Raw genomic sequence first — 21,731 nt, 5'->3', positions numbered from 1 at the left:
CCGACACCCTACCGCAATCGACGAACGGCGGCGAGATGACGGTGCGCCTCAGAAGGGCCAGATCAGCGGAATGAGGGTCAACGCCACTGCCCCGGTGAGCAGGTTGAGCGGCCCGCCGAGGCGCAGGAAGTCGCTGAAATGGTAACCTCCCGGGCCGTGGACCATCAGGTTGGTCTGGTAGCCGATCGGCGTGAGGAAGCTCGCCGAGGCGGCGAACATCACCGCCACCACGAAGGGCATGGGATCGACCCCCAGGCTGTCGGCACTGGCCATGACGATGGGGAAGGTGATCACGGCGGCCGCATTGTTGGTGACCAGGGCAGTGAGCAGGGCCACCAGCACATAGACCGCCACCAGCAGCGTCCACGGGTTGCCGTCGGCCAGGTCGAGGACGGCGCCAGCCAGGACGGCCGCCGCCCCGGAGGCCTCGAGTGCGGCGCCGAGCCCGAAGGAGGCGGCGATGGTCAGCAGCACCTGGGCGTCGAGGCCACGCTTGGCCGCTCCCACCGAGCAGCAGCCGGTCAGTAACGCCAGGGCCGCCCCCAGCATCGCGGCATTCATCATGCTCATCACCCCCAGGGTGGCCAGCAGCACCACGCCACCGAGGATGCTCCAGGCCAGCCGGGCCTTCTCGTGAACCGGACGCGCCGCCCCATTGACCTGGCTGATCAGCAGGAAGTCCCGCGACTGGCGATGGCGCTCGATGAACGGTGGCCGAGCCTCCAGCAACAGCACGTCGGCGGGCTGCAGGCGGACCTGGCCGAGGTTGCCGGCGACCCGCTCGCCGCCACGACACACCGCCAGCACGGCGGCGCCATAGAGGGTGCGGAAATGGCCGTCCCGGATGCGCTGGCCGACGAACTGGCACTGGTTGGAGACCACCGCCTCGACCAGGCGGCGCTCCTTGAAGTCCTTCTCCAGGCTGGATTCGCCCTGGCGCGTGGGCACCAGGCCGCGCACCTGCTGCAGTTCCACCGCGCCCTCGCTGGTGCCGGCGAAGACCAGCCGGTCGCCGCCCTTGAGACGCTCACCGGGGCCCACCACGCTGACCACGTTGCCATCGCGCTCGATCTCCACCAGGAACAGCTCCTGCAGGTGGCGCAGGCCGGCCTCCTCCACCGTGCGATCGACCAGCGGACCGGAGGCATCGACCTCCATCTCGATGGTGAACTCGCGGGGGTTCTCGAAGACCGCCTCGGCCCCTCGCCGCGCCGGCAGCAGCCGTGGCCCCACCAGGATCAGGTAGGCCAGGCCGACCACGGCCACCGGTATGCCCACCCAGGCGATGTCGAACAGCCCCATGGCCAGCGAGGGGTCACGATCGATCAGCAGGCCATGCACCACCAGATTGGTGCTGGTGCCGAACAGGGTGATGGTACCGCCGAGGATCGAGGCGAAACTGAGCGGCATCAGCAGCCGATGCGCCGGCACGCCCACCCGTCGGCTCCAGCTCAGCACCGCCGGGATGTAGGTGGCGACCACCGGCGTGTTGTTGAGGAAACCGCTCAGCGAGGCCACCGGCAGCAGCAGGCGAGCCAGCGCCTTGCCCTCGCCCCGAGGCCGCCCCAGTACATGGCGGATGATCAGATCGATGCCACCGGTCTCGCGGATGCTGGTGACCAGCACGTACATGAAGGCCACGGTGAACAGGCCACTGCTGGAGAAGCCGCCGAGCGCCTGATCGGCGTCGATCACCCCAAGTGTCAGCAGCAGGATCACTGCCCCGAGCAGGACGATATCGGGGCCGAGGCGAGAGAAGGCCATCAGCGGGAAGACGGCGATAACGACGACGAGGGAAATCCAGGCATCCAGCGGCATGGGGCATCCGATCACTCAGGAGGACAACCGGCCTATTGTGAACGCCATCGTATATTCTAAAAAGTTATTTTTAGAAATTCATCTATTCGATAAATGAATAATAAAAGCGAGTCTCCGCACAGCAAAAAGGCCCGCTTGCGCGGGCCTTCTTCGACTGCCGTGAGGCAGTCACATCAAGATCGAATGGCGATTAGCCGATGACCTGGATGTTGGAAGCCTGGAGGCCTTTCTTGCCCTGGGTGACGTCGAAGGAGACCTTCTGACCGTCCTGCAGGGACTTGAAGCCTTCGGCCTTGATCTCGGAGAAGTGAGCGAACAGGTCGTCACCGTTGTCGTCCGGAGAGATGAAGCCGAAGCCTTTGGTGTCGTTGAACCACTTGACAGTACCGGTAGCCATTATCGAATTCCTCGAATAGCGTTTGATTGTGCCGGGAAATACCCGAGTTGCAGTGGGTAAAACAAGAAACTTTCACCGGGAAATCGACGCCATGAGCATTTCGATGACCGCTTGCGATGTTCCACTTGCTAACCAACTGCACGCAGCATGCCCCCTTGCCGGGCGCACGTCAAATCTTATTTGCACCGCATGACAAGAAAGTTACGCGCCGGCAAGGATCCAGCCCGCCGCCTTCTCGGCGATCATCAGCGTCGGCGAATTGGTGTTGCCGCTGGTGATGGTCGGCATGACGCCGGCATCGACCACCCGCAGGCCCTGTACGCCGCGCACCCGCAGGTGCGAGTCGACCACCGCCCGGGGATCGTCGTCACGGCCCATCCTCGTGGTCCCCACCGGATGGAAGATGGTGGTGCCGATATCGCCGGCGAGCCGCGCCAGGTCATCGTCGCTCTGGTACTGCACCCCGGGCTTGACCTCCACCGGCTCGTATCTCGCGAACGCCGGCTGCTCGGCGATGCGCCGTGTCACCCGCAGCGAGTCCGCCGCCACCTGGCGATCCTCCGGTGTGCTCAGGTAGTTGGGCGCGATCGCCGGCGCCTGGTGCGGGTCGCGACTGCGGATGCGTACGGTGCCGCGGCTGGTCGGGTTGAGGTTGCAGACGCTGGCGGTGATCGCCGGGAAGTCGTGCAGCGGCTGGCCGAAGGCCTCCAGGCTCAGCGGCTGGACGTGGTACTCGAGATTGGGGTGCTCGTACTCGCTGGAGCTGCGGGTAAAGGCCCCGAGCTGGGAGGGCGCCATGCTCATGGGGCCGGTGCGGCGCAGCAAATACTCCAGCCCGATGCGCGCCTTGCCCAGCCATGACGCGGCCAGGGTGTTGAGGGTCCTGGCCCCGGTGAGGCGGTAGACAGAGCGGATCTGCAAGTGGTCCTGCAGGTTCTCGCCGACCCCGGGCAGCTCGCACACCACGGGAATGCCGAGCTCGGTGAGCAGGTCGACGGGGCCGATGCCGGAAAGCTGCAGCAGTTGTGGCGAACCGATGGCGCCGGCGGAGAGGATCACCTCGCCACGTACCTTCACCCTGTGGGCCTGGCCGCCACGCTCGACCTCCACCCCGCTGACCCGCGGCCGGCCGCCCTCCCCGTCCTCGAACAGCAGCCGCCGCACCTGGGTCGAGTGCCAGAGCACGAAGTTGCTGCGCTTCGCGCAAACCGGGCGCAGGAAGGCCTTGGCGGTGTTCCAGCGCCAGCCCGCACGCTGGTTGACCTCGAAGTAGTCGACGCCCTCGTTGCAGCCGCGGTTGAAGTCGTGGGTGCGGGGAATCCCGGCCTGGACCGCCGCCTCGGCGAAGGCGTCCAGCACCTGCCATCTCAGGCGCTGCCGCTCCACCCGCCACTCGCCGCCGTGGCCATGGAAGCGCCGGTGCTCGCCGTCGGCGTCGGCGTTCTCATCCAGGCGATAGTGGTTCTCGTGCCTGATGAAGTCCGGCAGGCAGTTCTCCCAGCGCCAGGCCTCGTCACCGGTCGCCTCGGCCCAGCCGTCGTAGTCCCTGGCCTGCCCACGCATGTAGATCATGCCGTTGATGCTCGAGCAGCCGCCCAGGGTCTTGCCCCGCGGATAGATCAGCGAGCGACCGTTGAGGCCGGCATCCGGCTCGGTGCGAAAGCACCAGTCGGTACGCGGGTTGTTGATGCAGTAGAGGTACCCCACCGGGATATGCACCCAGTGGTAGTTGTCGCGCCCGCCCGCCTCGATGAGCAGCACCCGGTTGGCGGGGTCGGCGCTCAGGCGGTTGGCCAGCAGGCAGCCGGCGGTGCCGGCGCCCACCACGATATAGTCGAATTCCTGCTCGGCCATGACGTGCTCTCTCTCGCTGGCCCGGGTTCGGCGTGCCGGGCCAGCGCCTCGTTGTTGTGGATGACGACTATACGCCCTTCACGGCACCGGCCGCCTCACGCCGCCGCTTCACCTCGTAGGCAACGGCCAGCACCACGGTGAACAGGATCAGGACCAGCCCCAGGGCGTTGACAGCCGGGGTCAGGCCGGTGCGGACCTTGGAGGCGATATAGACCGTCAGGGTGGTGTCATAGCCGACCACGAACAGCGTGGTGTTGTAGTTCTCGAAGGACTGCAGGAAGGCGATCACCGCCGCCGAATAGATCGCCGGCTTGAGATAGGGCAGCAGGATGCGGCGAAACATCTGCCACTGGCTGGCGCCGAGATCGAGGGCGGCGCGCTCCATGGTGCGGTCGAAGCGCTGCAGCCGGGCGGTGACCATCAGCATCACGTAGGCGGCGATGAAGGTCGCCTGGCCCAGCACCGTGAGAAAGATGCCGCCGCTGACGCCGAACTGGCGCCAGAAGATCAGCGTCGAGATACCGATGATCACCCCCGGGGTGAGCAGCGGCGAGAGGATCAACGCGTAGAGGAAGGGCTTGGCGCGGCTCGAGACGGTGTTGAGGAACAGCGCCGTGGCGATGCCGATGGGCACCGCCACCACCAGCACCCCGACGGCGACGATCAGGCTGTTGGTCAGCGCCTGCCACATGCCGCCGTCGGCGGCGAGCTCGCCGAACCAGCGCAGGGTGGTGCCGTCCCAGGGAGTCACGGTGGGAAAGCGGCTGTCGTTGAAGGTGGCCGCCCCCATCACCAGCAGCGGCAGGAACAGATAGGCGAAGAACACCACCACATAGAAACGCAGCCCGAAGGCCAGCAGTCGCTGAGAGCTCATCCTGCCCCCGCCTGACGCCTTTGCCACGCTGCTCATTTGGCCCAGTTCCTCATTTGGCAATGTCCCCCAGCCCTACCTTGAAGACCTTCATCACCAGCGACATGAAACCGATGCACAGCACCAGCAGCAGGAAGGCGTAGGCCGCGCCCTGGTTCCAGTTGCCGCCCTCGAAGAACCAGTTGTAGATGATCTGGGTGAACCAGCGGCTGCCCGGCGAGCCGAGCAGCGCCGGCACCGCGTAGCTGCCCGCCGCCAGCATGAAGGTCATGATGCAGCCGGTGGCGATGCCCGGCTTGGCGTGGGGGATGACGATGCGCCGATGGGTGCGCACCGTGCCCGCCCCCAGGTCACGGGCGGCGCGCACCTGGTTGTCGTCGAGGCTCTCGATGGCGTTGTAGACCGGGAAGACCATGAACAGGATGTAGGCGTAGACCATGCCCACCATCACCCCGCCGTCGCCGCTGAGGAAGCGGATCGGCCGATCGATCAGCCCCAGCATCATCAGCACCTCGTTGAGCGGGCCGCGAAACGCCAGGATGATGAACCAGGAGTAGGTGCGCAGGATCTCGTTGATCCAGAAGGGCACGATCAGCAGCAGGATGCACAGCGCCGCCTGCCGCGGCGTGGCCACCTTGGCCAGGTACCAGGCCAGCGGATAGCTCACCGCCAGGGTCAGCAGGGTGACCAGCACGCTGGACCACAGGGTCTTGAAGAAGATCCCCCGGTGGATGTCGTTGGCGAACAGGGTGGCGTAGTTGGCCAGCGTCCAGCCGTCCTCGGGCCCGCCCACCTGGGCCGGCAACAGGTTGGGCCGCAGCGAGTAGTCGATCATCTGCAACTGCGGCAGGGTGACCATCACGATCAGCCAGATGCCGAGCAGGGTCAGGATGGCCGCCGCCAGGGGGCCGCCGAAACGCGCCCTAAGCTGACGGAACATGGGCCCCTCCCGCTGGCGCGGCATCGCGATCCGTCTCCACCACCTCACCGGTGGCCTCGTCGACCACCGGGCTGCCGTCATCGGGCAGCACCACCGCATCGGCCGGGTCATAGCCGAAGGTCATCCGCCGGCCGACGGCAAGCGAATCGGCAGACTGCCGCGAGACCTCGTGGCCGAGCTGTACCCGCAGCGTCTCGCCGGAGGCGAGCAGTCGTGTCTCCAGCATCACCCAGGCCCCCTCGAAATGCACCGCCGAGATCTCGGCCTCGAATCGCGGGATGCCGGTGGTATCGTTGACCGGCCGCAGATGCTCGGGCCGCACATAGAGCGCGACTCGCTCGCCATTGCCCAGTCGCGCGCCCTCCCCGGCATAACCGCTCAGTTCGCCCAGCGCCCCGCCGTCGAGGCGCACCCGCTGGCGCTGGCCCTCGACATCGATCACCCTGGCCTCGAGGCGATTGTTCTCGCCGACGAAGGCGGCGACGAAACCGGTCGCCGGGGCACGGTAGAGAGTCATGGGATCGGCCACCTGCTGGATGCGCCCCGCCGACATCACCGCCACCCGATCGGACATGGTCAACGCCTCGCCCTGGTCGTGGGTGATATAGATGAAAGTGATGCCGGTCTTGCGCTGGATCGCCTTGAGCTCGGCACGCATGTGCTGGCGCAGCTTGAGGTCCAGCGCCGAGAGCGGTTCGTCGAGCAGCAGCACCCGCGGCTCCACCGCCAGCGCCCGGGCGATGGCCACCCGCTGCTTCTGGCCGCCCGAGAGCTCGGTGACCCGCTTGGGGCCGCTACCCTCCAGCGCCACCAGCGCCAGCAGCCGCTCCGACACCTCGCGGCGCTGCTTCCTGCCGACCCCGCGCACCTCCAGGCCGAACTCGATGTTCTCGAACACCGTCATCAGCGGGAAGAGCGCCAGGTTCTGGAAGATCATCGCCGTGGGCCGACGATTCACCGGCACCCCGGCCACCGGCTCGCCACCGATGAACACCTGCCCCTCGCTGGGCACCAGGAAGCCGCTGACGATATTGAGCAGGGTGGTCTTGCCGCAGCCCGAGGGGCCGAGGAAGCTGAAGAACTCCCCCGACCCGATCTCGAGCGTCGTCCTCTCGATGGCGGTGAAGTCGCCGAAGCGCATCACCACCTCCTCCAGCCGGACGCTGCCGTCCATGGTCACCTCGCTGTCGATGCCCGCATCAGGCGGAGAGATAGCGGTCCTGATACTCGTTGCGAAGCGCCACGTACCAGGGCTCCTGGATCGGCCACCACCAGAGGTTGGCCAGATCCTCCTCGGTGTAGGAATCGGTGAAGAACTGGCGGGTCGCCTCGGGCAACAGCTCGGTGGCGCCCTTCGAGGTGGAGTTGTAGCCGGTGGCCTCGACGAACATGGCGCCGGCCTCCGGGGTGTAGTACCAGTTGATCAGCTCGTAGACGGCATCGGGATTCTGGGCGTTCCTGGGAATCACGAAGCCCTCCATCCACGCCAGGGCCCCCTCCTTCGGCGCCCCGTAGGCGATGTCCTCGCCCTCCTGCTGCAGGCGGAAGGCGGTGGAGTCCCAGGTCTGGCCGATGATGGCGCCGTTGGTGCGGAAGGCCGCCTGGGCCTCGTTCTCGGTGTCCCAGAACTGCACCAGCACCTGCTTGTGCTTGACCGCCTCCTCGAGGATGACGTCGAAGTTGGCGCGCATCGCCTCTTCGCTCTTGTAGGAGTCGAGCAACGGGAACGGCAGCCGCCCCTCGCGCTCCAGCCACAGGCCGATGCCCACCAGCGCCGAGTGACCGCGCACCGTCACGCCCTGGCCGTGCTCGGGGTTCCACAGGTCGGCATAGCTGAGGTCGGCGCGGTCGACCTGGGCATCGCGACGGTGCCAGGTGATCGCCTCGGTGCCCCAGTCGCTGGGGGCGAAGTAGCGCTTGCCGTCGACCACGCCGCCGACCTCGGAGCCCTCGATGGCACTGTCGAGCGCGCCGTTCCAGTTGATCCGGGACTCGTCGAGCGGCTGGACGAGGTCATAGTCGAGATACCCCGGCACCCTGTCCACGGTGGGCATGATGACGTCGAAGCCGCTGCCGTCGGCGGCCCGCAGCGAATTCATCAGCTCGTCGTTGGTGCCGTAGGGGGTGAAGGTGGCGCGAATGCCGGTCTTCTCGGTGAAGTCGGCCAGCATGGCGTCGGAGAAGTAGCCCGCCCAGGCATAGATGCGCAGGGTCTGCTCCTGGGCCAGCACCTTGTTGATATAGAAGGACGGCACGGTGGCGGCCGCCCCGGCGGCCAGGGTGCCCTGCAGGAAACGGCGACGAGTGAACGACATGACGAGCTCTCCATAGATGGGTCAGGCACAGGGTCATCGGATCGGATGCCCAGGCTGCTGCCACCCGACCCTTATCTCGCGATTTCATGACGGCGGGATGAACATTGAATGGCCGTTCAATGCCGTTGGAATCTAGAGTAGCACCCCGTGCCGAAAGCCCCAGTCGCCGTTTCAACGTTGCTCAGCTGGCGGAGATGGCCACCTTCAGCACGCCGTCGCGCTGGTGGGAAAAGAGCTCATAGGCCTCGACGATCCGCTCGAGCGGGTAGCGGTGCGTGACCATGGGGCCGAGGTCCAGGCGGCCCGACTCGATCACCTGCATCAGCCGGCGCATGCGCTCCTTGCCGCCGGGGCAGAGCGAGGTGATGATCCGGTGGTCGCCCAGCCCGGCGCAGAAGGCATCCAGCGGGATGGTCAGGTCGCCGGAGTAGACCCCGAGGCTCGACAGGGTCCCGCCGGGCTTGAGCACCCGCAGCGCCGACTCGAAGGTCGACTGAAGCCCCAACGCCTCGATGGAGGCATCGACGCCGCGGCCGCCGGTGAGCCTGAGGATCTCCGCCACCACATCGACCTTGCGGAAGTCCAGGGTGATGTCGGCGCCCATCTGCCTGGCCATCGCGAGGCGCTCGTCGACGCCGTCGACGGCGATGATCAGCCCCGCCCCGCGCAGCCGTGCCCCGGCGGTGGCGCACAGCCCGATCGGCCCCTGGGCGAACACCGCCACCGCATCGCCGATCCGGATGCCGGCGGACTCGGCCCCGGCGAAGCCGGTGGACATGATGTCGGGGCACATCAGCACCTGCTCGTCGGAGAGGCCGTCCGGCACCGGCGAGAGGTTGGCCTGGGCGTCGGGCACCCGCAGGTACTCCGCCTGGGCACCGTCGATGGTGTTGCCGAATCGCCAGCCGCCCATGGGCTTGTAGCCATGGGCGTGGTGACCGCCGTCCTGGGCGCTGCAGCCGTCCTGGCAGGCGTAGGAGGTGAAGCTCGGGCAGATGGCCCCGGCGATCACCCGCTGACCCTCGGCATAGCCCTGGACGTTGGCGCCGAGCTTCTCGATCACCCCCACCGGCTCGTGGCCGATGGTGAGCCCCTTCTCCACCGGGTACTCGCCCTTGAGGATATGCACGTCGGTGCCGCAGATGGTGGTGGTGGTCACCCGGATCAGGGCGTCGTTGGGGCCGATCTCCGGAACCGGCTTGTCATCGATCTCGATGCGCCCCGGCTCGACGAAGATCGCGGCTTTCATCATGGCAGGCATGGTCGTGGTTCCCCCTGGTCGGCTGGTCGTTGGCGAAGGTGGATCGCTGCCCACTACTATCCATGACAGGCAGCACCCCGCACCTTGATGCAGGTCAAGATAGCCCGGACGGCCGACACGCAACGCGGAGGCCGGCCGCACCGGCACACCGCCAATCGCCTTCACGGAGCTTCGCGCCCGCCCAGGCCCTCGTCTTGCCGCCGTTTGACACCCAAGGGTCGAATTCATCGCCACCCGGCCGACAGGAAGGTGCCAGACTGACGGCAGACCCTAGACGAATCGACCCGAGGAGGTGACCCATGACGACCCATATCGGCCTGTCCGCCGAGGCCGCGGTGCTGGAACAGCTGGAGAGCTGGGTGGCCGCGGTACGCGACCAGGACATCGACGCCATCGTCGCCCACTATGCGCCGGATATCGTCGCCTTCGACGCGGTGACGAAGCTGCAGTTCAAGGGCGTGGAGGCCTACCGCGACCACTGGCTGGCGTGCATGGAGCTGTGCCCGGGGCCGATGGTCTTCGAGCTCCACGAGGTCACGATCCACGCCGATGGCGAGGTCGCCTTCTGCCACGCCCTGCACCGCTGCGGCGGTACCAACGACAAGGGCGAGACCGAGGCTGGCTGGCTGCGCATGACCAGCGGCTACCGGCGCCTCGAGGGCGAGTGGAAGGTGGTCCACGAGCACTTCTCCGTCCCCTTCGAGATGGAGAGCGGCAAGGCGTTGTTCGACCTCGAACCCTGAGACTCGACGCCGCGAGGGTGTCGAAGGCGTCGCCTGCCCCGCCATGCACGGGGGAGGCGACGCGTTCGACGGCCTTACATCACCGGCACACCGGCGACCCACACGTGCAGATGGAAGGCGAAGAGATAGTAGGCGACCAGGCCGCCCACCACGGTGATGGCGGTGCCGGCCATGCCCGGTGTGGCCACACTCGGCCGCGGGCGACGGCGGGCGGCGCGGAAATCGAACACCGCCCAGAGCAGGAAGGCGCCGAAGAAGACGATATCGCCCAGCCGGCCGTTGGCCAGCAGGTGGGCGAAGGCCCAGAGCTTCACCGCCAGGATCATCGGGTGACCGAGCTTCGCCTTGATGTGGTTGCCCGGCACATAGGTGGCCACCAGCAGGATGAAGGCGGGAATCATCAACAACGCGACGGCGTGGCGCAGCCCGACGGGCGGGGACCACACCCAGGTCGGGTCGAGGCGCATCTGGCCATAGCCCCAGATCGCCAGGGCCAGGCCGATGACCGCGATCACCGAGTAGGCCCCCTTCCAGGGCCTCTCTCCCCGACGCTGGATCTGCGCGGTACGCCAGTCGTCGGCGACGATGCGCACCGAGTGCACTCCCAGGAAGATCAACAGGCCGAGAATCATCACGGTCATGGGCAAGGACTCCATCCATCAGCGATTAGGGGAACGAACCGTTGCCAGCCTAGTCACTTGATCTGATCCCGACCAGCATTGTCCGCCAGGGCGGCGGCATTTCGGCAACGGATGGCCCATGACACACGACACCTCCACGCTTCCCGATGTGCTGGCCGGCCCGCTGCTGCGGCGAATCACCCCGCAGCGCCTGGTGCTCTGGCTGGTGGGCACGCGCCGGCTGGACCTGCGGTTGATGCTGCACCCCACCGGCCAACCACCGCGTCGGCTGACGCTGCACGAACACCGGCTCAGGCGCGTGCCGGTGGGCCGTCACGCCTGGCTGCACCTGATCGACCTGCCCCTCGCGACACCGCTGCCGAGGGGGGTGAGCATCGACTACGACCTGAAGGTCGTCGGCGACCAGGGCGAGGCCGGCATCGCCGACTGGGCCCCCCACCTGCTGCACGCCGGGGCCGCGCACCCCACCTTCGTGATCGCCGAGCGTCACCACCGCCTGCTGCACGGCTCCTGCCGCAAGCCCCACCACGACGGCCCCGACGGTCTGGTGCGCGCTGATGCCTGGCTGGGCGAGCGACGCGATACCCCCGCCGAGTGGCCCGCCTGGCTGCTGATGACCGGCGACCAGGTCTACGCCGACGATGTCGCCGGCCCCATGCTGGTGGCCGTCCATGCGTTGATCCGCCGCCTGGGCCTGTTCGACGAACCCCTCCGGGGCGCCACGGTGACCGACAGCCAGGCCCTGTACGGTGCCGCTGCCACCTACTACCGTCGCGAGGAGCTACTGCCCGACATCGAGAGCACCGAGGATCTTCGCGAACGTTTCTTCGGCGGGGTGTGCAAGCCGGTGTTCACTTCGGCCAATGCCCACAACCACCTGATGACCTTTGCCGAGGTCATCGCCGTCTATCTGCTGTCGTGGTCGCCGGTACCCTGGCGCCTGATCGAACCGCAGGCGCCGGCGCTGGACGAGACGAACGCGACGACCTTCGCTGCCGAGCAGCGCATCATCGACCGCTTCGTCGAGGGGCTCCCCGCCTGCTCCCGGCTGCTGGCACACCTGCCGTCGCTGATGATCTTCGATGATCACGACATCACCGACGACTGGAACTTGACCGCGGACTGGGAACAGGCCGCCTATGGCCATCCCTTCTCGCGGCGCATCATCGGCAATGCCCTGATGGGCTACCTGCTCTGCCAGGGCTGGGGCAACGACCCGGACCGCCTGGCCGGCCCGCTGGAGGAGATCGCCGCCCTGCTGCAGCAGGCCTGGGAGGGAGGGGGCTGGCTGGAGGAACAGGCCCACGACGCCCATGTCCAGCGGCTGCTGCGCTTCGAGGGCTGGGAATACCAGGTACCCGGCTCGCCGCCGCTGCTGGTGCTGGATACCCGCACTCGACGCTGGCGCAGCGAACGCAGCCCCAAGCGCCCCTCGGGACTGATGGACTGGGAGGCACTCACCGAACTGCAGCAGGCCCTGCTCGATGCCCCCGCAGTGATCATCGTCTCGCCGGCGCCGATGTTCGGCGTCAAGCTGATCGAAACGGTCCAGAAGCTCTTCGCCCTGGCCGGCAAGCCGCTGCTGGTGGATGCCGAGAACTGGATGGCCCACCGGGGTGCGGCCAGCGTGATGCTCAACATCTTCCGCCACAGCCGCACGCCGGGCAACTACGTGGTGCTCTCCGGCGACGTGCACTACTCCTTTGCCTACGACATCCATATCCGCCAGCGCCGCGAGGGCCCGAGGCTGTGGCAGATCACCTCCAGCGGCATCAAGAATGCCTTCCCCGACACCCTGCTCGACTGGTTCGACCGCCTCAACCGCTGGCTCTATGCCCCCCGCTCGCCGCTCAACTGGTTCACCCGGCGACGGCGCCTGGCGATCCACCCCCGCGACCCCGACCGCGCCAAGGCCGGCGAGCGGCTGTGGAACGGCAGCGGCATCGGCCTGGTCGACTTCGACGACCAGGGACGGCCGCGCGAGATCCGCCAGCTCGATGCCCGGGGCTTCGACGTGTGCTTCCCCCCGACGCGAGGCCATGAACGCGACGCCCTCGCCGCCCCGGCCCGGGGGAGCGTCACCGGGCCAGGGTGGTGAGCGCCCCCACGCTCAGCCGGCCGCCAGCGCCTGGCGCTCCAGCTCCCCGGCCAGCGCCGGCTCGAGGTCCAGCGCCTTGGCCAATTGATCGAGCCAGGCCCGCTCCATGGGGTTCTGCTCGTCGATCACCGCCACGCTGACCAGGTAGATCTCGCGGGCAGCCTGGGGCGAGTCGGCCTGGCGGGCCAGCGCCTCGGCGTCCAGCGGCGCGCGGAGCTGCTGCTCCACCCAGTCATGCAGCTCCCGGTCGGCGCCCAGCGCATCGATCTGCTCGGTGATCAGCGCCTGCTCGCTCTCGTCGATATGCCCATCGGCCCGCGACGCCAGGATCACCGCCTGCAGCAGCTCGAGGCTGCGCTGCTCGTGTGCCTGGCCCCCCAGACGCTCCACCGGCTCGCCCTCCGCCGGCGCCGCCGGCGCACCGCCGCGGGAATTCTGCCAGGCCTTCCAGGCCAGCGCGCCCACCCCGGCGATGGCGCCGTACTTGAGCGCCTTGCCGCCCAGCCGGCGGCCGCGCTTCGAGCCCACGAGCAGCCCCAGGGCACCGCCACCGAGCAGGCTCTTCATGTCGATACCGCCGCTCGCCTGTCCGCCCTGCTGGCCACCCTGCTGGCCGCCGCCGAACTGGCGCGACAGCCCCTCCAGCATGCCCTTCACGTCCACCCCACCGGCCGCCTGCTTGCCGCCGGCCTGCTGCATCAGTTGCCCGAGAATCCTGCTGGCGTTCATCCTGCTCTCCTTGGCGTCATGATCGAGTAAAGGTCGAGGATGCCTCGACAAGCATCACGTTGACCCGCCGAAACCCGACGAGTTTCGACATTCGTCACCGTGCATCGCATCATGGCGGATAATGCCGACACCTGCCGATGCTATCCATGACCCTCGACACCACCCTGCTCAACCGGCGCATGACCCATTTCGACGGCCACGACGAGATCTGGCTGTTCGGCTACGGCTCGCTGATCTGGAAGGCGGACTTCCCCTTCCTGGAACGCCGCCCGGCGCACATCCATGGCTGGGTGCGGCGCTTCTGGCAGGGCTCCCACGACCACCGCGGCACCCCCGAGGCACCGGGGCGGGTCGCCACCCTGGTCCGCGAGCCCGGCGCCATCTGCCACGGCATGGCCTATCGCATCGCGCCCGAGGTGCTGCGTCCCCTGGATGTGCGCGAGAAGAACGGCTACCTGCGCGAGGTCATCCGGCTGCACTTCGATGACGGCCAGGGCGAGGGGGAGAGCGCCGAGGGGCTGCTCTATCTCGCCAGCGAGGACAACGCCGCCTTTCTCGGCGAGGCACCGCTCGACGCCATCGCCGAGCAGATCGCCATGGCGCATGGCCCGAGCGGGCCGAATCGCGACTACCTGCTGAACCTGGTCCAGGCACTTCGCGACCTCGGCGTGGACGACCCCCACGTGTTCGCCCTGGCACGGCGGCTGCCCCACCCGTCAGCTGCCTCCGGCCCCTGAACCACGACCACGGAGAGGCACCGGACAGGCGCAAGGAACGCACATGAACAGGACATCACGGCAACACCCATCGACACGTCAGCGTCAACGGCCCACCGGGGACGTACGCTGATGGCGGACCTGGCATGGTACCAGCTCGCCCTCATCGGCCTGATCTTCGTCTGGAGCGGCTTCGTCAGGACGAGCCTGGGCTTCGGCGGCGCGGTGCTCTCCCTGCCGTTCCTGCTGCTGGTACTGAACGAGCCGCTGGTGTTCCTGCCGATCATCGCCGTTCACCTGATGATCTTCTCGAGCTGGATCGCCTGGCGCGGCCACCGACAACTGGTGGCCGAGAGCGAGAACGGCCGGCCCGCCGCCAGCAACATCGACTGGGCGTACCTGCGCAAGGCGATGAAGGTCATGATCGTCCCCAAGCTGGTGGGGGTCGTGGGGCTGCTGACGCTGCCCGGCAACGTCATGACCAGCATCATCTTCGTGATCGTGCTGGTCTATGCGGTCGGCTACGTGCTCGACAGGCCGTTCCGCAGCAACCACCGCTACGTGGACTACGCCCTGCTGGCGATGGGCGGCTACGTCAGCGGCACCTCGCTGATCGGCGCCCCGCTGATCGTCGCGGTATTCGCCTCGCATGTGGCCGCGCACCAGCTGCGCGACACCCTGTTCGTGCTCTGGTTCATCCTGGTGGTGATCAAGATGGTGTCGTTCGTGATCGCCGGCGTGGACCTGCAACTCATCCACCATCTCTGGCTGCTGCCCTGCGCCCTGGTCGGGCACCTGCTCGGCGAACGCGCCCACCGCTACATGCTGGCCGGCACGACGAGCCTTTACTTCCGGGTGCTGGGCGTGGTGCTGATCATCGTCAGCGTGGTGGGGCTGCTCAACCCGGCGGGGTGAGGCGCGCGGCCCGGCACTCGCCAAACCGGCGTCCTGCTGCTAATGATGAGGGTGTCATCCCCAGCGGAGGGTGAACCCAGTGCCCCAGCACGAAACGACCATCATGGCCTTCGACGACCAGGGCCGCGAGTACATCATCGACGTCTTCGTCAGCGTCCGGGACATCAGCGACCTCCAACACTCCGGCGCCACCCAGCGTGGGCTGCCCTCCTTCAGGACCCGGGAGGGCCACGAGGTCACCTACCTGGGCGGCGGCGAGTTCTCGGTCATGGTGCCGGGCGACGAGGTCGGCGTGACGGTCAGGACGGACGACCCAGAGTTCGTGTGACGGCGCGACCGGCCGCGAGGAACGGCTCCTGCCGCGCCTGGCCGCCCTTCACAGAAGGGCACGCTCTGCCTTGATCCCGGTCACGGATCGACGCCCCGGCCACGGATAACGCGGCCCTCAAGCCGCGTGGATCAAATTTCCTTCATGACAACATGAAGGATGCTGCCTTCACATTCATGGTGCAGTCTGCGAGACTCGTGCACTCATTTTGTGCACCCCCCCCCCTGACAATGAAGACATATCTGGACAAGATGCGCGGAGAACGCGCACAGCCAGGCAGCGCCGACTGGCAGGACGCCCTCTGGTCGTGGCTCGGCGCCTTCACCGGCATGGGCGCCATCTGCTGGCTCAGCACCCACTGGCTGTCACAGCACCTGCTGATCGTGGCCTCCTTCGGGGCCACCTCGGTGCTGATCTATGCCGCCCCCGAGAGCCCCTTCGCCCAGCCGCGCAACGTGCTGGTGGGCAGCGTGCTGTCGGCCCTGACCGGCGTGGCCTGCTTTCAGCTGTTCGGCTCCACGGCGCTGGCCGTGTCGCTCGCCGTGTCGCTTTCCGTCCTGCTCATGCAGCTCACCCACACCGTGCACCCGCCGGGCGCCGCCGCGGCCCTGGTGGCGGTGATCGGCGGTCCCCAGATCACCGCCCTGGGCTGGTGGTATCCGCTGATGCCGATCGGCATCGGCTGCGCGGTCATGCTGGTGGTCGCCATCCTGGTGAACAACCTGGCGCGGCATCGCCGCTATCCGCGTTTCTGGTAGGGGTGGGGGCGGTCGCCGCCTCGGCACCCGGCCGGACGTGAGCCGGGAGCGTTTGCCGAGGGTACATCGAGGGCTTACTCTGAACCGAATGAGCGGCAGTCCCGATACCACCTCGTGAAGAGGAGGCAGGCGATGAGCGGCAGGATCAAGGTGACCTCACCACTGGTCATACTGCACGGCGACGAGATGGCCCAGGTGGCCTTCGAGAAGATCCTCGAGAAGTTCGTGAGCTCACCCCTGGATATCGGGCTCGTCGAGATCGACCTCTCCGCGGAGCATCGCTTGCTCACCAACGGGCAGGCGGTGATCGACGCCATCGAGGCCCTCAAGCGGTTCGGGGTGGGCGTGAAGAACGCCGGCATGACGGTCAACCGCGCGCAGTTGGGAGAGTTGCTCGCCAAGCACCCGGAGCTGGACGGCACCCGCCTGCATCCGCTCGCCACCCGGTCACCCAACGGCGCCATCCGCAAGGGCATCGGTGGCAACATCACCCGGGAGGACATCCAGTTCCGCAACCTACAGGTCCGGCGGCCCGACTGGATCGGTCGCGACATCGAGGTCGACACCATGGAGCGCGGCGGCATCAAGGACAGCTTCAACGCGCTCTCCACCGCCACCGGGGTGATCAAGCTGATGTTCGTCGGCGCCAGTGGCGACCCGGTGGAGCTCCACCGCCGCGAGGTGAACAAGGGCGACCCCTGGCTGCTCGCCACCAACGACCTGGATGACGTCAAGGCCTGGGCCCACCACTTCTTCCAGCGCGCCATCGACGAGCAGCGCGATGCCTACCTGGGCCTGAAGGACACCGTGATCGCCGGCTACGACGGGGTGATGCGGGCCGCCATCGAGCGCATCTTCGAAGCCGACTACCGCCGGCGGTTCGAGGCCCTGGGGCTCGAGTACCACTACGAACTGATCGACGCCCAGGCCGCGCGCCTCGTCGCCAACCCGCCGGAGCGGGCGCTGTGGGGCGTGCCGGACAACAACACCGGCCGCAAGCTCTTCAAGCTCGTCAACCAGCTCAAGCAGCACGGCATCCCCACCCGCAAGGCCCATGTCTCGCTGTCACGGATGAGTGCCGGCGGCGGCGACCAGTACGGCAGCTACAACATGCCCGCCGAAGAGGACGGCATCCTCAAGGTCGTCGTCGATGGCGACGAGAAGCACGCCCGGCGCGTCAAGAAGGGCGACCCCATCCTGCTGATGTCCAACGACCGCCAGGCGATCAAGGACTGGGTCGGCCAGGTGTTCCGCGACGCCTCGCGCAAGGCGAAGGAGGTCTACTTCGGCCTCAAGCGCGAGTACATGGAGTACGACGAGGTCTTCAGCACGGTGATCACCGAGGTGCGCCTCGAACTGGCCCAGGCCGATACCCCACCGCCCTCTTTCATGATCATGCGGCCCTCCAGCCAGCTCATCAAGATGATAACCGACCCGCCGCGCAATGCCCTCTACCCGGCGCAGAACCTCGACGGCGACATCTTCTCGGACATCTCCGCGGCGCTCGGCGGCAGCCTGGCCACCGCCAGCTCGATCATCGAGAGCCGAAGCGGCACCATGCTCTTCGAAGCCCCCCACGGCACCGCCCATGACCTCTACCTGACGTACCTCGAGAGCGACGGCAAGGAGGCACACTTCAACTCCTCGGCGCTGATCTACGCCGTGGCCAACGCCCTCGAGACGCTGGCCGAGCGCGAGGGCAACGACGCGCTGATCGACTACTCCCAGCGACTCAAGGCCGCGCTGATCGACACCGTCGCCGACGGCATCATCACCGGCGACCTCAAGGGCAAGACCACCGACCCCACCAGCGAGACCCTGGTCGACATGGAGGGCTTCCTCGATGCCGTGGAGATACGCCTCACGATGAGCCTCGACGGCCAGGGGTGATCGCTCGCAGGTATCAGCCGGCGTGCCATCGCCGGCGACGTGCCCGGGTGGCCCTTCGCGGCGCCCCCAATCGATCTCACGCTAACAATGCCGAACAGGCGAAAAGAATCTCTATCTTTCGCCTAATCACTAGAACTATCACCCACTCGTCTCGAGAATCTTGCTAGAATCCCGCGCGTCTTGCAGGCGCCCCTGCCCTGGGCCACCCGCCTGGAGCGGCTCGCTCGGATCGTCCATGCACTTACCCGTGCCGGCGGCTCGACCGCCCGAGCTCCCGGCAGCGTGGCGCCTGCCCGCTCATTACAACTCCCGAGAGACGCTTCATGATCACCACCGTCCAGAATCTCAGCCGCCCGTTGCTACGCCTGGGGCTGATCCCCCAGATCGCCATCGGCATCGTCTGCGGCATCCTGCTCGCCTCCGTCTCGCCCGAGGCGGCCCAGTCGGTATCGCTACTCGGCCAACTGTTCATCTCCGCGCTGAAGGCGGTCGCCCCGATCCTGGTGTTCGTGCTCGTGGCGGCGGCCATCGCCAGCCACCGGCAGGGCCAACCCACCCATATCCGCTCGGTCCTGATGCTCTATGTGATCGGTACCCTGACCGCCGCCCTGGTGGCCGTCGTCGCGAGCTTCGTGTTTCCCACCACCCTGGCCCTGGATATGCCCGAGGTCAGCGGCAACCCGCCGGGCGGCATCGTCGAGATCCTCAGGAACCTGCTGCTGAGCGCCGTCACCAACCCGGTCAGCGCCCTGATGGAGGGCAACTTCATCGCGATCCTGGTGTGGGCCATTGGCCTCGGCATCATGCTGCGCCAGGCCGAGGAGAGCACCCGGACGATGCTGAGCGACCTCTCCGAGGCCGTGTCGAACATCGTCCGGATCGTGATCCGCTTCGCCCCGCTGGGCATCTTCGGCCTGGTCGCCACCACCCTGGCGGAGTCCGGCATGGGCGCCCTGCTCGACTATGGCCACCTGCTGATGGTGATCGTCGGCTGCATGCTGTTCGTGGCGCTGGTCACCAACCCGCTGATCGTCTACTGGCAGACCCGTCGCAACCCCTACCCGCTGGTCTTCACCTGCCTGCGCGGCAGCGCCATCACCGCCTTCTTCACACGCAGCTCGGCGGCCAACATCCCGGTCAACCTGGAGCTGTGCAAGCGGCTGAAGCTGCACGCCGACACCTACGCGATCTCGATCCCGCTGGGCGCGACCATCAACATGAGCGGGGCCGCCATCACCATCAGCGTGATCACCCTCGCCGCCGCCCACACCCTGGGCATCGGCGTCGACTTCCCCACCGCCCTGCTGCTGTGCATCGTCTCCGCCCTGGCCGCCTGCGGCGTCTCCGGGGTGGCCGGCGGCTCGCTGCTGCTGATCCCCATGGCCGCCAGCCTCTTCGGCATCTCCACCGACGTGGCCATGCAGGTGGTGGCGATCGGCTTCGTGATCAGCGTGGTGCAGGACGCCACCGAAACGGCGCTGAACTCCTCCACCGACGTGCTGTTCACCGCGGCCGCCTGCCAGAACGAGGAGAACCGGCAGGCGTGACATGACGACGCCGGCCCCGCGAGGTAGTGGGGCCGGCGCGTTTGGCCCCAGGCCTGACGCTCCCCGCCTTACCAGCGCCCCTCCCGCCGCCCGGCGAGAGGGGCGTTTTCGCACCGGGCGCGTTCACTCAGGGCAAAGCCGACGGGAAACGATTGACAGCCGCCTGTTCCTTTAATAGAACGTTCGTTAAAAGGAACGGCAAAGAGGCTTCCCATGGACAAGCTTTCGCTCGGCACCCTCGGCCAGCACCTGCAGACCCTGCGACTCGCCCAGGGCTGGTCGCTGTCGCAGCTGGCCGCCGCCGCCGGCATCGCCAAGTCGAACCTGTCGCGGCTCGAGCAGGGCAACGGCAACCCCACCCTGGACACCATCTGGCGACTGGCGGTGCAACTCAACGTGCCCTTCGGCACCCTGGTGGCGCCGATCCGCGTGCCGCTGGGCGAGGACGGCGTGGAGGTTCGGCTGCTCGACCAGGGCAAGGACACGCCCCAGGTCGACGCCTACTGGATGCGCTGCGCGCCCCACACCGTACGCCACGCCGAGGCGCATACGCCGGGGGCCCGCGAGTCGCTCACCCTCATCAGCGGGCGGCTGGAGGCCGGCCCGGAAGGCGCCATCGAGACGCTCTCGGCCGGCGACACCCTCACCTTCGCCGCCGACCGGCCACACCTCTATCGCACCCAGGACGCCTGGGCCACGCTGCTGCTCACCATCGTCTACACCGGCCAAGGAGACCCCCCATGAGCCAGCAAGCCACCCACGCCCTACCCCGCCCCTGGCTCGCGGGCCTGCGCGAGGCCATCCCGCTGCTGGGCGGCTATGTGCCGGTCGCCATCTCGTTCGGGCTGATCGCCATCCAGGCCGGCTTCAGCACCTGGGAGGCGGTGATCATCTCGACGCTCGTCTACGCCGGGGCCTCGCAGTTCCTGTTCGTCGGCATGGTCGCCGCCGGCGCACCGCTGTGGCTGGTGGTCGTCATGACGCTGCTGATCAACGCACGCCACGTGGTCTATGCCCCCAACCTGGCGCCCTGGCTGACCACCAGCCGCTGGTGGCCCTGGCTGATGCACGGCCTGACCGATCAGGTCTTCGCCCTGGCCCACAGCCGCCTGCCGCAGCTGCCGGCCTCGCAGCGCCTCGGCTGGTTCACCGGCGCCGCGCTGCTGGCCTGGGCCAGCTGGATCGGTGGCACCGCGCTGGGTGCCGTGGCCGGCGACGAGCTGACCACGCGCTGGCCGCTGCTCGGCGAGGTCATGCCCTTCGCCCTGCCGGCCCTATTCCTGGTGCTGGTGGCGCCGCGCTTCACCTCCCGGCGCTGGTCGCTGGCGCTGGGCAGTGCCATCGCCATCGCGGCGCTGCTCACCGTGAACGGGCTGACCAACGCCGCCATCCCCCTCGCCGCCGCCTGCGGGGCCCTGTGCTTCTACCTGGTGAAGTTCGACGTGACAACGAGAGGAGAACGAGATGAGTAGCGCACTCTGGCTGGCGGTCATGGCCACAGCCGTGGGAACCCTGCTGATGCGCCTGCTGCCGCTGCTGTGGATGCAGCGCCGTCTCCAGAAGTCCGCCAATGAAGACGGGGTCGAGGCCATGCCCCAGTGGCTCGGCATCCTCGGCCCCTTGATGATCGCCGCGGTGCTCGGCGTCTCGCTGGTCCCGGCGACCACCGACGCCAGCTCCTGGCTCGCCACGGCGATCGGCGTGCTCGTGACCCTGCTGGTCTGGTGGCGACTGCGCTCGCTGGGCTGGCCGGTGGCCGCCGGCGTGGCGGCCTATGGGGTGGTGGTGATGCTACTCGGGTGAACCATCAACCCGCAATTGGACGGGGCATCAGCCAGCAATTGGACGGTACCAGGCAGCTCATCGCTACAGTTTCCCCCCACCTCGCCGATACTGCATTGACCAAATGG

21 protein-coding genes are annotated in these 21,731 nt (G+C 67.6%); 11 read left to right on the top strand and 10 right to left on the bottom strand.

Features of this window, described 5'->3' with window-relative positions; genetic code table 11:
• Window positions 1-48: 48 nt before the first annotated feature.
• The 8 genes from QLQ85_RS18890 to QLQ85_RS18855 all read right to left on the bottom strand — a co-directional run bounded on the left by QLQ85_RS18890 (window position 49) and on the right by QLQ85_RS18855 (window position 9,456).
• On the bottom strand, window positions 49-1,818 hold the full coding sequence (locus tag QLQ85_RS18890) for an SLC13 family permease (protein WP_282721164.1): 1,770 nt from the start codon (window positions 1,816-1,818) through the stop codon (window positions 49-51).
• A 190-nt stretch (window positions 1,819-2,008) separates the two neighbouring features.
• Complete coding sequence (locus QLQ85_RS18885; RefSeq protein ID WP_040185674.1) at window positions 2,009-2,215, bottom strand: cold-shock protein; 207 nt, start codon at window positions 2,213-2,215, stop codon at window positions 2,009-2,011.
• 201 nt (window positions 2,216-2,416) lie between these two features.
• The gene (locus tag QLQ85_RS18880) at window positions 2,417-4,069 is read right to left on the bottom strand and encodes a GMC family oxidoreductase (RefSeq protein WP_282740403.1); all 1,653 of its coding nucleotides are present in this window, start codon (window positions 4,067-4,069) and stop codon (window positions 2,417-2,419) included.
• Window positions 4,070-4,136: 67 nt separating this feature from the next.
• Complete coding sequence (locus QLQ85_RS18875; RefSeq protein ID WP_282740402.1) at window positions 4,137-4,943, bottom strand: ABC transporter permease; 807 nt, start codon at window positions 4,941-4,943, stop codon at window positions 4,137-4,139.
• A gap of 49 nt (window positions 4,944-4,992) precedes the next feature.
• Entirely contained in the window at window positions 4,993-5,880 is an 888-nt protein-coding gene (locus QLQ85_RS18870) for an ABC transporter permease (protein ID WP_282740401.1), read from the bottom strand.
• Entirely contained in the window at window positions 5,864-7,054 is a 1,191-nt protein-coding gene (locus tag QLQ85_RS18865; RefSeq protein ID WP_282740400.1) for an ABC transporter ATP-binding protein, read from the bottom strand. The genes QLQ85_RS18870 and QLQ85_RS18865 overlap by 17 nt, the downstream gene beginning before the upstream one ends.
• A 25-nt stretch (window positions 7,055-7,079) precedes the next feature.
• Window positions 7,080-8,195, bottom strand: a complete 1,116-nt coding sequence (locus QLQ85_RS18860; protein ID WP_282740399.1) for an extracellular solute-binding protein — start codon at window positions 8,193-8,195, stop codon at window positions 7,080-7,082.
• Window positions 8,196-8,376: 181 nt separating this feature from the next.
• Window positions 8,377-9,456 carry an NAD(P)-dependent alcohol dehydrogenase gene (locus QLQ85_RS18855; RefSeq protein WP_282740398.1) on the bottom strand — a complete coding sequence of 360 codons (1,080 nt, stop codon included), beginning with the start codon at window positions 9,454-9,456 and terminating at the stop codon, window positions 8,377-8,379.
• A 299-nt stretch (window positions 9,457-9,755) separates the two neighbouring features.
• Here QLQ85_RS18855 and QLQ85_RS18850 point away from each other — a divergent pair, with 299 nt between their 5' ends.
• Window positions 9,756-10,199 (top strand): YybH family protein, encoded by a 444-nt coding sequence (locus QLQ85_RS18850; protein WP_282740397.1) that lies wholly within the window; start codon window positions 9,756-9,758, stop codon window positions 10,197-10,199.
• A 74-nt stretch (window positions 10,200-10,273) separates the two neighbouring features.
• On the opposite strand, the gene QLQ85_RS18845 is transcribed toward QLQ85_RS18850, so the two are convergent.
• Window positions 10,274-10,840: an NnrU family protein gene (locus QLQ85_RS18845; RefSeq protein WP_282740396.1), complete on the bottom strand. Its 567-nt coding sequence runs from the start codon at window positions 10,838-10,840 to the stop codon at window positions 10,274-10,276.
• A 118-nt stretch (window positions 10,841-10,958) separates the two neighbouring features.
• On the opposite strand from QLQ85_RS18845, the gene QLQ85_RS18840 reads away from it, so the two are divergent.
• Window positions 10,959-12,938: a metallophosphoesterase family protein gene (locus tag QLQ85_RS18840; RefSeq protein ID WP_282740395.1), complete on the top strand. Its 1,980-nt coding sequence runs from the start codon at window positions 10,959-10,961 to the stop codon at window positions 12,936-12,938.
• A gap of 12 nt (window positions 12,939-12,950) precedes the next feature.
• Here QLQ85_RS18840 and QLQ85_RS18835 read toward each other — a convergent pair whose 3' ends face one another.
• Window positions 12,951-13,667 carry a tellurite resistance TerB family protein gene (locus QLQ85_RS18835; protein WP_282740394.1) on the bottom strand — a complete coding sequence of 239 codons (717 nt, stop codon included), beginning with the start codon at window positions 13,665-13,667 and terminating at the stop codon, window positions 12,951-12,953.
• A gap of 146 nt (window positions 13,668-13,813) precedes the next feature.
• On the opposite strand from QLQ85_RS18835, the gene QLQ85_RS18830 reads away from it, so the two are divergent.
• From QLQ85_RS18830 to QLQ85_RS18790, 9 genes are all read left to right on the top strand, one after another.
• Window positions 13,814-14,404, top strand: a complete 591-nt coding sequence (locus QLQ85_RS18830; RefSeq protein WP_282740393.1) for a gamma-glutamylcyclotransferase — start codon at window positions 13,814-13,816, stop codon at window positions 14,402-14,404.
• Between the two features lie 111 nt (window positions 14,405-14,515).
• Window positions 14,516-15,298, top strand: a complete 783-nt coding sequence (locus QLQ85_RS18825; RefSeq protein ID WP_282740392.1) for a TSUP family transporter — start codon at window positions 14,516-14,518, stop codon at window positions 15,296-15,298.
• A 79-nt stretch (window positions 15,299-15,377) separates the two neighbouring features.
• Entirely contained in the window at window positions 15,378-15,626 is a 249-nt protein-coding gene (locus QLQ85_RS18820; protein WP_282721146.1) for a hypothetical protein, read from the top strand.
• A gap of 230 nt (window positions 15,627-15,856) precedes the next feature.
• The gene (locus tag QLQ85_RS18815) at window positions 15,857-16,384 is read left to right on the top strand and encodes an HPP family protein (RefSeq protein ID WP_282740391.1); all 528 of its coding nucleotides are present in this window, start codon (window positions 15,857-15,859) and stop codon (window positions 16,382-16,384) included.
• Between the two features lie 132 nt (window positions 16,385-16,516).
• Window positions 16,517-18,274 (top strand): isocitrate/isopropylmalate family dehydrogenase, encoded by a 1,758-nt coding sequence (locus QLQ85_RS18810; protein WP_282740390.1) that lies wholly within the window; start codon window positions 16,517-16,519, stop codon window positions 18,272-18,274.
• 323 nt (window positions 18,275-18,597) lie between these two features.
• Window positions 18,598-19,821: a serine/threonine transporter SstT gene (sstT, locus tag QLQ85_RS18805; RefSeq protein ID WP_282740389.1), complete on the top strand. Its 1,224-nt coding sequence runs from the start codon at window positions 18,598-18,600 to the stop codon at window positions 19,819-19,821.
• 213 nt (window positions 19,822-20,034) lie between these two features.
• Entirely contained in the window at window positions 20,035-20,565 is a 531-nt protein-coding gene (locus QLQ85_RS18800; RefSeq protein ID WP_282740388.1) for a helix-turn-helix domain-containing protein, read from the top strand.
• Window positions 20,562-21,293, top strand: coding sequence for an AzlC family ABC transporter permease (locus tag QLQ85_RS18795; protein ID WP_282740387.1), 732 nt, complete (start codon window positions 20,562-20,564; stop codon window positions 21,291-21,293). Before QLQ85_RS18800 ends, QLQ85_RS18795 begins: the two co-directional genes overlap by 4 nt.
• On the top strand, window positions 21,286-21,624 hold the full coding sequence (locus QLQ85_RS18790; RefSeq protein WP_282740386.1) for an AzlD domain-containing protein: 339 nt from the start codon (window positions 21,286-21,288) through the stop codon (window positions 21,622-21,624). Before QLQ85_RS18795 ends, QLQ85_RS18790 begins: the two co-directional genes overlap by 8 nt.
• Window positions 21,625-21,731: the final 107 nt, after the last annotated feature.

The organism is Halomonas kalidii (assembly GCF_030010475.1).
GTDB classification, from domain to species: Bacteria; Pseudomonadota; Gammaproteobacteria; order Pseudomonadales; family Halomonadaceae; genus Halomonas; species Halomonas heilongjiangensis.
This window is presented reverse-complemented; position numbering and strand designations above follow the sequence as displayed.

Coding starts and splice junctions, on each gene's coding strand:
- QLQ85_RS18880 (WP_282740403.1), bottom strand. CDS start 4,069: ATGGCCGAGCAGGAATTCGACTATATCGTGGTGGGCGCCGGCACCGCC.
- QLQ85_RS18790 (WP_282740386.1), top strand. CDS start 21,286: ATGAGTAGCGCACTCTGGCTGGCGGTCATGGCCACAGCCGTGGGAACC.
- sstT (WP_282740389.1), top strand. CDS start 18,598: ATGATCACCACCGTCCAGAATCTCAGCCGCCCGTTGCTACGCCTGGGG.
- QLQ85_RS18795 (WP_282740387.1), top strand. CDS start 20,562: ATGAGCCAGCAAGCCACCCACGCCCTACCCCGCCCCTGGCTCGCGGGC.
- QLQ85_RS18875 (WP_282740402.1), bottom strand. CDS start 4,943: ATGAGCTCTCAGCGACTGCTGGCCTTCGGGCTGCGTTTCTATGTGGTG.
- QLQ85_RS18825 (WP_282740392.1), top strand. CDS start 14,516: ATGGCGGACCTGGCATGGTACCAGCTCGCCCTCATCGGCCTGATCTTC.
- QLQ85_RS18835 (WP_282740394.1), bottom strand. CDS start 13,667: ATGAACGCCAGCAGGATTCTCGGGCAACTGATGCAGCAGGCCGGCGGC.
- QLQ85_RS18855 (WP_282740398.1), bottom strand. CDS start 9,456: ATGCCTGCCATGATGAAAGCCGCGATCTTCGTCGAGCCGGGGCGCATC.
- QLQ85_RS18815 (WP_282740391.1), top strand. CDS start 15,857: ATGAAGACATATCTGGACAAGATGCGCGGAGAACGCGCACAGCCAGGC.
- QLQ85_RS18865 (WP_282740400.1), bottom strand. CDS start 7,054: ATGGACGGCAGCGTCCGGCTGGAGGAGGTGGTGATGCGCTTCGGCGAC.
- QLQ85_RS18850 (WP_282740397.1), top strand. CDS start 9,756: ATGACGACCCATATCGGCCTGTCCGCCGAGGCCGCGGTGCTGGAACAG.
- QLQ85_RS18840 (WP_282740395.1), top strand. CDS start 10,959: ATGACACACGACACCTCCACGCTTCCCGATGTGCTGGCCGGCCCGCTG.
- QLQ85_RS18860 (WP_282740399.1), bottom strand. CDS start 8,195: ATGTCGTTCACTCGTCGCCGTTTCCTGCAGGGCACCCTGGCCGCCGGG.
- QLQ85_RS18800 (WP_282740388.1), top strand. CDS start 20,035: ATGGACAAGCTTTCGCTCGGCACCCTCGGCCAGCACCTGCAGACCCTG.
- QLQ85_RS18810 (WP_282740390.1), top strand. CDS start 16,517: ATGAGCGGCAGGATCAAGGTGACCTCACCACTGGTCATACTGCACGGC.
- QLQ85_RS18890 (WP_282721164.1), bottom strand. CDS start 1,818: ATGCCGCTGGATGCCTGGATTTCCCTCGTCGTCGTTATCGCCGTCTTC.
- QLQ85_RS18870 (WP_282740401.1), bottom strand. CDS start 5,880: ATGTTCCGTCAGCTTAGGGCGCGTTTCGGCGGCCCCCTGGCGGCGGCC.
- QLQ85_RS18885 (WP_040185674.1), bottom strand. CDS start 2,215: ATGGCTACCGGTACTGTCAAGTGGTTCAACGACACCAAAGGCTTCGGC.
- QLQ85_RS18845 (WP_282740396.1), bottom strand. CDS start 10,840: ATGACCGTGATGATTCTCGGCCTGTTGATCTTCCTGGGAGTGCACTCG.
- QLQ85_RS18830 (WP_282740393.1), top strand. CDS start 13,814: ATGACCCTCGACACCACCCTGCTCAACCGGCGCATGACCCATTTCGAC.